The organism is Rhizobium sp. P1_E6 (assembly GCF_056405875.1).
The window spans coordinates 1-9,112 of sequence record NZ_JBFUBG010000145.1; the positions used below are offsets into that span (position 1 = coordinate 1).

Below are 9,112 nucleotides of genomic sequence, written 5' to 3' on the forward strand. Positions count from 1 at the left end.
GATGACGACAAATTCCATCCCCCGCAGAGGTTTCAATGGCGCACAGGGTGATCCGGTGCCGCGCGCGGATCTCGGCGGCTCAGCCATCCAGCCGGCCTATGCCGGGAACAATCAGGGCCAGCCGGGGTATGGCGCGAATAACCAGGGCCGGCCGGTGTATGCCTCCAACAATCAGGGCATGAGTCAGCCTTATCCGGGCCGTCCGAGCTATGAGCCGGTCGGCTCCAGCGCGCGGATGGCATCCACACCGGTTTCCGTTCAGCGTTCCGATCTCTCACCGCCAAGCGCAGGCTCAGTTTCCCCGCGTCAGCGGGAGAGGGACGTCGCTCTCGCCCAGCCGTTCCCGTCCGCTCCGAAGCCTGACCGTATTTCACCGGCCGCGGCAGCTCCGAAGGTTGCGCCCGATACGCTGACTACAGGCACGACACCGAAGGTCTCCGGCTGGTCCGGCGCAAATGCGCCCTCCGTCACGCTACGTCCCGGTGAGAACATCGCCGTGCTTTCCCGTCGCTACGGCGTTCCGGAAAAGGAAATCCTGCGCGTCAACAATCTGAAGACGGCATCTGCCGCCCAGCCCGGCCAGGCGATCCTCATCCCGACCTTTAATGGTGGCAACAATGCCGCCAAGGCCGCAGCCCAGTCCGCTGACCTTTCCAAACCGGGCGATCTGCCGCAGCCGACGAAGGGCCAGGAACAGAAAGTGGCTGTTGTTCCGGGCGCCAATTCCGCTCGCGACAAGACCGTCGCAAGCGCGGACCCGACAGGCAAGCTTCCCGCCGGCGCCGGCAAGGATCCGAAGGGTGCTGTCGGTACCTACACGGTCAAGCAGGGTGACTCTCTTGCCAAGATCGCCAGGGCGACAGGTGCCAACGTTGACGACATCAAGGCCGCCAACAATCTGTCGGCAAGCTCGATCCGCATCGGCCAGGAGCTGAAGATCCCGAATGGCGGGGCTTCCGCCGATACGATCAAGACTGCCTCCATTCCGGCGCAGAAGGTCGATCAGGTAAAGCCCGCCCAGTCGGCAAGCGCACCGGTCCAGACCGCCTCCGCGCAGCCGGCGCCCTATAAGGCTCCTGCCGCCACGCAGACGGTCGATGACGTCGAGAAAAAATCCGATGTCAGCGCTGCGGCTCCTGAAGCCACCGGCATCGGCAAGTATCGCTGGCCGGTTCGCGGCCAGGTGATCGCGGCCTATGGCGCCAATGTCAACGGCAGCCGCAATGACGGCATCGACATCTCGGTTCCGCAGGGCACGCCGATCAAGGCCGCCGAAAATGGCGTCGTCATCTATGCCGGCAACGGCCTGAAAGAGCTCGGCAATACGGTTCTTGTCCGTCACGATGACGGCACCGTCACCGTCTACGGCAACGCCGATACGCTGAGCGTCGCCCGCGGTCAGAAGATCCAGCGTGGCCAGACGGTTGCCGTGTCGGGTATGAGCGGCGACGTGAAGCAGCCGCAGGTCCACTTCGAAGTCCGCAAGGACGCCTCCCCGGTCAACCCGATGACATTTCTTGAATAGCGATATTTCTGAGTAGGTAGAGCGTCTCAGGAAAATGCAAAAGCCCGGTCATCAGCCGGGCTTTTGTCGTTTCGAGGCGCGTCGCGCAAAATGCTCAGATGCGGTCGAGATGGACGCGCATGCGGCCCGCCAGATCCTGGATATACTGCCATGCGACGCGGCCGGAGCGGGCACCGCGCGTGGTAGCCCATTCCAGCGCTTCGGCATGCATCTTCTCGCGATCGAGGCCGAGCTCGAAGTGGTCGGCATAACCATCGATCATCGTCAGATAGTCTTGCTGGCTGCACTTGTGGAAGCCGAGCCACAGGCCGAAACGGTCGGAGAGCGAGACCTTCTCCTCGACGGCTTCGGACGGATTGATCGCCGTCGACTGCTCATTCTCCATCATGTGACGCGGCAGCAGGTGACGCCGGTTGGAGGTGGCATAGAACAGCACATTGTCCGGACGCCCTTCCACACCACCGTCGAGCGCCGCCTTCAGCGACTTGTAGGCGGTATCGTCGTGGTCGAAGGAAAGATCGTCGCAAAAAACGATGACGCGGTGCGGCGTATCCTTGAGCAGATCGAGAAGTGCCGGCAGGCTGGAAATATCCTCGCGATGCACCTCGACGAGCTTCAGCGATACGCCGCTTTCGCGGCGCACATCTTCATGCACGGCCTTGACCAGCGAGGACTTGCCCATGCCGCGCGCTCCCCAGAGCAGCACGTTGTTGGCGGCATAGCCGTCCGCAAAACGCACGGTGTTTTCGTGCAGGATATCGCGCACGTGATCGACGCCACGAATAAGCGTCAGCGCCACCCGGTTAGGGCGCTGAACGGGCTGGAGGTGCTGGCGGGCAGGGGACCAGACGAAGCAGTCGGCCGCGTTCCAGTCGTTGACGGCAGGCGCCGGTCCCGCTAGCCGCTCGACCGCGTCCGCAAGCCTCTTCAGCTCCTGAAGCAGAACACTATTGATTTCCTCGGCCATCGGGTGCCTCCTTCATAGATTGCAGCGATAATCCGCTTTCGCTTTTTTGATGCCGGGTAGCATGGCCTTTCCACAGCGGAAAGGTTATGAGGCAGCGGAATCGGTACGCTTTCCGGCTGTTTTTGTTGCATTCATCAAGGCTGCAACTATAGTCCGGCGACTTGAAAAGAGAGGCGGGCTTCCGCCGCCCATAGCCTGAGGAGCTTAGCATGTTTATCACCCCGGCATTTGCCCAGAGCGCAACTGACGCCACGAGCGCTTTTGGCGGTTCAGGCCTCGAAATGATCATCCTGTTCGTGCCGCTGATGGTGGTCTGGTATTTCCTGCTCATCCGCCCGCAGCGCGCGCAGGCCAAGAAGCGCGAGGAAACCCTGAAGGCGATCCGTCGCGGCGACCAGATCGTCACCGGCGGCGGCCTCGTCGGCAAAGTCACCAAGGTTATCGACGAGAAGGAAGTCGAAGTCGAAATCGCTGAAGGCGTGCGCGTCCGCATCGTCCGCACCGGCATTTCCGAAATCCGCGTTAAGGGTGAGCCGGTCAAGGCCGACGCAGCATAACATGCAATAGCAAACGCCGCCGGATCGGAAGATAGTCGAGAGAATGCTCCATTTTTCCCGCTTGAAAACACTTCTGATCTGGTTGGTTGCGATTGCCGCCGTCGTCGTCGCTGCTCCCAATCTTCTCAGCCCGGCGCAGCTTTCCTCCCTGCCGGGCTGGGTCCGGCAGGACCGCGTTACCCTCGGTCTCGATCTTCAGGGTGGCTCGCATATCGTCCTTCGCCTCGAACGCTCCGACATCATCAAGGATCGGCTCGAGGCAACCGTCGCCGGCGTGCGGGACAAACTCCGCGGTGCCGGCATCCGTTATACAGGTCTGGCCGGCAACGGGCAGACGGTCACGGTCAAGGTTGCCGATACGGCTCAGCTCCCGGCCGCAGCGGACCTCCTGCAACTGCTGACTTCAGCCGACGTCTCGCTCCAGAAAAGCGATGATGGCCAGTTGACGCTGCAGATTTCCGACAAGGCGATCGATGCCGATACGGTTGCAGCACAGACCCGCTCGCTCGATATCGTCGCCCGCCGTATCGCCGGCTTCGGCAAGGAGAACTTCACTGTCCGCCCCGATCGCGATGACCGTATCGCCGTGCAGGTGTTGGGCTCCGTCGATGCCGAGCGGTTGAAGAACCTGCTGAACGAGCCCGCCGCACTCTCCTTCCACCTGATCGATGAGAGCATGACCGGCCAGCAAGCGCTTGCCGGACGCTGGCCCGCGACATCGCAGATACTCTACTCACTGGATGATCCGCCGATCCCCTATCTGGTCGATCGCGGCGTGATTGCGATAGGCGCAGATTTTGCCGAAGTCGATACAAAGACAGATCCGCAGACGCAGGATAGTGCGGTCGTCTACCGGCTGAATGCCGATGCTGCTCAACGCCTTGCGCAGGCAACGACGGCCAATGTCGGAAAACATCTCGCCATCGTCTTCGACGATCAGGTGATGGCAAATCCGGTTATTGAAACGCCGATCACGGACGGACGTGGCGAGATATCAGCCAATTTCTCCGAAGAAGGCGTTGAGGATCTGGCCATCATGCTTCGGGCGGGCGCGCTGCCGGCGACGCTGACATCGGTTGAAGAGCGCACCGTCAGCCCGGTTTTCGGCTCCGAATCCGTTTTCTCCGGTCTAGCTGCCGGCATTGTCGCAGTGGTGCTTGTCGCAGCGCTGATGATCGCGCTCTACCGCATCCTCGGCATCATCGCCGTCGTTTCACTGTTCTTCAATCTGGTGCTGATCGTTGCGGTCTTAAGCGTTGCCGGTGCGACCCTTACACTTCCGGGCATTGCCGGCCTTGTGCTGATCGTCGGCATGGCGGTGGATTCCAACGTGCTGATCTACGAGCGCATTCGTGAAGAGGAGAGGGTACCGCATTCCACCTTCGCCCAGGCGGTTGAGCGCGGCTTCTCGCGCGCCTTCGCCACTATCGTCGATGCCAATGTCACGATCTTCATCGCCGCCGTCATCCTGTTCTTCGTMGGCAGCGAATCCATCCGCGGCTTTGCCGTGACGCTGGCCGTCGGCATCCTGACAACGATCTTGACGGCTTTCACGCTGACGCGTGGCTTCGTGGCCGCCTGGCTTGCAAGACGCCAGCCGCGCCATCTGCCGAAGAGCGCGCTGACCGGCCTGTTCGAGCACGCCAATATCCGTTTCATGGGTATCCGCCGCTATGTCTTCACGGGGTCGGCCGTACTTTGCATCGCCGCCATGCTCGCCTTCGCCTCGGTTGGCCTGCATCTCGGCATCGATTTCACCGGCGGTTCGCTGGTCGAGGTCAAGGCGAAGCAGGGCAATGYCGATATTGCCGATCTGAGCGCCCGTCTCAATGAGCTGAACCTCGGACCGGTGCGCGTCGAGCGGATCGGCAATGCCACCAACGCCCTGATCCGGGTCGGCTCTCAGGACGGCGGCGAAAACGCCGAGCAATCGGTCGCGACATTCATTCGTGGCGAACTGGCCGAGGATTACGATTTTCGCCGCGTCGAGGTGGTCGGGCCGGCTGTTTCGGGCGAGCTGACGATGCTGGCGACGATCGGCATCCTTGCCTCGCTGTTTGCCATCCTGGTCTATATCTGGATCCGCTTCGAATGGCAGTTTGCGGTTGGTGCGATCGTTGCGACGCTGCACGACGTCATCATCATGCTCGGCCTCTTCGTGCTGACGGGCATGGAATTCAATCTGACAAGCGTGGCCGCACTTCTGACTGTCGTCGGTTATTCGCTGAACGATACCGTCGTCGTCTACGATCGCATGCGCGAGAACCTGAAGCGCTACAGGAAGATGCCACTGCCGATCCTGATCGATGCGGCGATCAACCAGACGCTGTCGCGCACCATTCTGACGGCTGCCACGACATTGCTGGCGCTCTTCGCGCTCTATATTTTCGGCGGTGCTGTGATCCGCTCCTTCACCTTCACCATGCTCTTCGGCGTTGCGCTTGGAACATTCTCCTCCATCTATATAGCAGCGCCCGTTCTCATCATCTTCCGGCTGCGCCGTGAGACCGGTGGCGAGGACGAGGGCGACATCAGCATGAAATCCGGCAAGCCGGCGGTATAGGTACATGGCAAAAGGCATTGAAATCCGCGACGCCCATTTCCCGGGCCGGGCTCCCATCGACACCTATGGTAATGGCGGCTTCCGCTTTGCGGATATGTCGCATCGCGGCTCCATCCTTTGCCTGCCCTCGGGCATTCATGGCTGGGATATGGATATAACGAAGCCGCTGTCGGTGGAAAACTTCCGCCGCGTGCTCGATGAAGCCGCCGATATCGAAGTGCTGCTCGTCGGCACCGGCACAGAGCTTCGCCGCCTGCCCGCGGAATTGCGTGCCGCCCTCAAGGCACGTGGCATTTCCTCCGATCCGATGAGCACGGGTGCTGCCGTGCGCACCTTCAACATCATGCTTGCCGAACAGCGAGCCGTTGCCGCAGCCCTGATCGCGGTCTGATCATGGCAGACGTGAAGACGAGCGAGGATATCAGCCTGGCGATGCTGCGCGACACCGATCGCGACCGCTACCTCGCCTGCCTGCTATCGCCCGAAGACAAGCGCGGTGCGCTTGCTGCCCTCTATGCCTTCAATGCCGAGCTTGCCCGCATCCGCGATCTCGTGCACGAACCGCTGCCCGGAGAAATCCGCATGCAGTATTGGCGCGACCTTCTGGAGGGCAATGCGCACGGTTCGATAGAAGCCAATCCGCTGGCGGCTGCACTTCTTTCGGCCGTCGAGACGCACCGGCTTCCGCGCCAGACGCTCGTCAACATGATTGAGGCCCGGATCTTCGACCTCTACGACGACCCGATGGAAAGCCGCACCTCGCTGGAAGGCTATGCAGGTGAAACCGCCTCGGCGCTGATCCAGCTTGCAGGCCTCGTCCTCTCGCCCGAGGAAGCGATGAAATCCGCCGATGCTGCCGGTCATGCCGGTGTGGCGCAGTCGATATCAGGCATGCTGCTGCTGATGCCGCTCCATCAGCGCCGCGGCCAGATCTATATCCCGCTTGAAATTCTCTCGGCGACAGGCCTCGACCGGGAAACCTTCCTGGCCGGTGCGGACAAACCGCGCATTGCAGCAGCGATCGAGGCCTTTGCCGGGCTCGGGCGCGATCATCTTGCCAAGGCACGGGCTTCCGTACTGTCGCCGGTTATCGTGCCGGCCTTCTTGCCGGTCGCACTTGCCGAACCTGTGCTGATCAAGGCGCAGAAGCGCGGTGCAGCCATTCTGGAAGGCTCGCTACAGCAGCCGCAATGGCGCCGTCAGATGCGCATGGCACTTGCCGGAATACGCAAGAAAATCTGACAACGGTCAAACTCGCGCAAGTCTCGTGCGTTATGTCGGGCATAACCCCATTTTAAACGGAGAAACCGCGTGGGCATTATCGTCTGGTGCGTTCTTTTCGCCATCGTCATCTTCATCGCCTACGTGGCGACGCGCATGGCTGCGCAGAACAAGGAAGATGGCCTGCACGACACGGGCCTTGCCATCATCGAATTCGGCCGCGCATTCCCCAATGAGGCAATCCGCCAGCTTCAGGCGACAGTCGATGGGCAGGCCGTCTTCGTGCGTCTGCATGATAACAAGGCGGGCTTCATGCGTAACATGTCGCGCCATTTCGCCTGCCATCTGATCGAGCCGGGCACGGTGCGTGTTCTGGCTTCTGAAACGGGCAGAGGGCTGAGCATCGAATTTGCCAGCGCGTCCCATCACAACGGCACCTACGAGTTCGCTTCTGCCAAGGAAGCGTCAGAAGTGTCGCTCTGGCTGCTTGGCAACTATGTTGCCGAGCAGGATAAGGAACTGCCTGTGCCGAATAGCTCGGCGGTGAACGGCCACTAATCTCAGGCGCTTTCGGCGAGTTCGACATCCTGTCCAAGCCAGGCGGCGCAATCCGAAAGCGCCCGCTTGGCGATCAGCTGACGCTTCATGATCGTCTTATCCTTGCCCCGGAAGCGCTTGACGCCTTCAGGCTTGACGATCGAACCCGGCTGAAGCTCAGGAAATAGCCCGAAATTGATATTCATTGGCTGGAAGGAGCGTTTACCCGGCTCCTCATCGGTGACGATATGGCCGCCGGTGATGTGGCCGAGCAGCGAGCCGAGCGCCGTTGTTACCGGAGGAAGGGAAACCGCCTCTCCCTTGCGTTCGGCAGCGGCAAAGCGGCCGGCGAGCAGCCCGACGCTTGCGCTTTCCACATAACCCTCGCAGCCGGTGATCTGACCGGCAAAGCGCAGGCCCGGGCGCGACTTCAGCGTCAGCGACGGGTCGAGCAGGGTGGGCGAGTTGATGTAGGTGTTGCGATGCAAACCGCCGAGCCGGGCGAATTCGGCATTCTCAAGCCCTGGGATCATGCGGATGATATCGGCCTGGGCGCCATATTTCAGCTTCGTCTGGAAGCCGACCATGTTGTAGAGCGTGCCGAGCGCATTGTCCTGGCGAAGCTGCACGACGGCATAGGCTTTCACGGTCGGGTTATGCGCATTGGTCAGGCCCATCGGCTTCATCGGCCCATGACGCAGCGTCTCACGCCCGCGCTCGGCCATGACCTCGATCGGCAGGCACCCGTCGAAATAGGGCGTGCCTTCCCACTCCTTGAAGCCGACCGTATCGCCGGCGATCAGCGCGTCAACGAAAGCGTTGTATTGCTCTTCAGTCATCGGGCAATTGATATAGTCCTTGCCCGTACCGCCGGGACCGACCTTGTCGTAGCGGGACTGATACCAGCAGATATCCATGTCGATGCTGTCGCGATAGACGATCGGCGCGATCGCATCGAAGAAGGCGAGAGCGTCCGCACCGGTTTCGGCCTGTATGGCGCTCGCAAGCGAGGGGGCAGTCAGGGGGCCGGTGGCGATAACCGCCAGATCCCATTCCTTCGGCGGCAGGCCGGAGATCTCCTCGCGCACGACCGTGATCAGCGGATTGTCGTGGATCGCCTTGGTCACGGCATCCGAGAAGCCATCGCGGTCGACGGCCAGTGCGCCACCTGCCGGCACCTGATGTTTGTCGGCCGACGCCATGATCAGTGAGCCAGCCATGCGCATTTCCGCATGGATGACGCCGACGGCGTTGCTGGTGGCATCGTCAGAGCGGAAGGAGTTGGAGCAGACGAGCTCGGCAAGTCCATCGGTCTTGTGTGCGTCCGTGCCGCGCACGCCACGCATTTCATGCAGGATGACAGGCACGCCGGCACTAGCGATCTGCCATGCAGCTTCGGAGCCGGCGAGCCCGCCGCCGATGACGTGGATAGGGGAATATGAGGAGTTCTGGGTCATTGACGGCTGATATCACGCCGGCAGATGTGATCCAACTGCAGAATCGAAGCGGCCCTTCACCCGTGCTAGATTACTAGCTCTGCTCTCTTGTTCCTGGCGATGCCTCGCGCTGGTCGGCATCTTCGAGATCGGTATCGACAATATAAACGTCGCCATGTTCCCGCACCGCCTCGCGTTGTGCCGCAAGGTTCGGAAGATTGTCGGAGGTCGTTTCTTCCGTATGTTCGTTGAAAGTGTCGATTTCACCCTTTGCGGATTGAGTGCTCCTACGCCTGGCACTCAAGG

General features: G+C 61.3%; 8 protein-coding genes and 1 pseudogene. 6 read left to right on the forward strand and 3 right to left on the reverse strand.

Translation table 11 applies throughout. From position 1 onward, the window contains the following. On the forward strand, positions 1-1,525 hold a 1,525-nt coding region (locus tag AC1D35_RS33460), incomplete at its 5' end, for a peptidoglycan DD-metalloendopeptidase family protein (RefSeq protein WP_477942170.1). Between the two features lie 94 nt (positions 1,526-1,619). Here AC1D35_RS33460 and AC1D35_RS33465 read toward each other — a convergent pair. Continuing rightward, a complete protein-coding gene (locus AC1D35_RS33465; protein WP_113311599.1) occupies positions 1,620-2,492 on the reverse strand; it encodes an ATP-binding protein in 873 nt (290 codons plus the stop codon). Between the two features lie 209 nt (positions 2,493-2,701). Between AC1D35_RS33465 and yajC the strand changes: the two genes are divergently transcribed. The 5 genes from yajC (at position 2,702) to AC1D35_RS33490 (ending at position 7,391) form a co-directional block, all read left to right on the forward strand. Next, positions 2,702-3,049, forward strand: coding sequence for a preprotein translocase subunit YajC (gene yajC / locus AC1D35_RS33470; RefSeq protein ID WP_113295708.1), 348 nt, complete (start codon positions 2,702-2,704; stop codon positions 3,047-3,049). 43 nt (positions 3,050-3,092) lie between these two features. Then, entirely contained in the window at positions 3,093-5,612 is a 2,520-nt protein-coding gene (gene secDF, locus AC1D35_RS33475) for a protein translocase subunit SecDF (RefSeq protein WP_477942173.1), read from the forward strand. Positions 5,613-5,616: 4 nt separating this feature from the next. Continuing rightward, positions 5,617-6,003: an Mth938-like domain-containing protein gene (locus tag AC1D35_RS33480; protein ID WP_113311601.1), complete on the forward strand. Its 387-nt coding sequence runs from the start codon at positions 5,617-5,619 to the stop codon at positions 6,001-6,003. Between the two features lie 2 nt (positions 6,004-6,005). After that, the gene (locus AC1D35_RS33485) at positions 6,006-6,854 is read left to right on the forward strand and encodes a phytoene/squalene synthase family protein (protein WP_113311602.1); all 849 of its coding nucleotides are present in this window, start codon (positions 6,006-6,008) and stop codon (positions 6,852-6,854) included. A gap of 69 nt (positions 6,855-6,923) precedes the next feature. After that, the gene (locus tag AC1D35_RS33490; RefSeq protein ID WP_113311603.1) at positions 6,924-7,391 is read left to right on the forward strand and encodes a hypothetical protein; all 468 of its coding nucleotides are present in this window, start codon (positions 6,924-6,926) and stop codon (positions 7,389-7,391) included. Positions 7,392-7,393: 2 nt separating this feature from the next. On the opposite strand, the gene trmFO is transcribed toward AC1D35_RS33490, so the two are convergent. Continuing rightward, complete coding sequence (trmFO, locus tag AC1D35_RS33495) at positions 7,394-8,827, reverse strand: methylenetetrahydrofolate--tRNA-(uracil(54)-C(5))-methyltransferase (FADH(2)-oxidizing) TrmFO (protein ID WP_113311604.1); 1,434 nt, start codon at positions 8,825-8,827, stop codon at positions 7,394-7,396. A gap of 73 nt (positions 8,828-8,900) precedes the next feature. Continuing rightward, a pseudogene (locus tag AC1D35_RS33500) lies at positions 8,901-9,112 on the reverse strand (hypothetical protein); the annotation flags it as partial.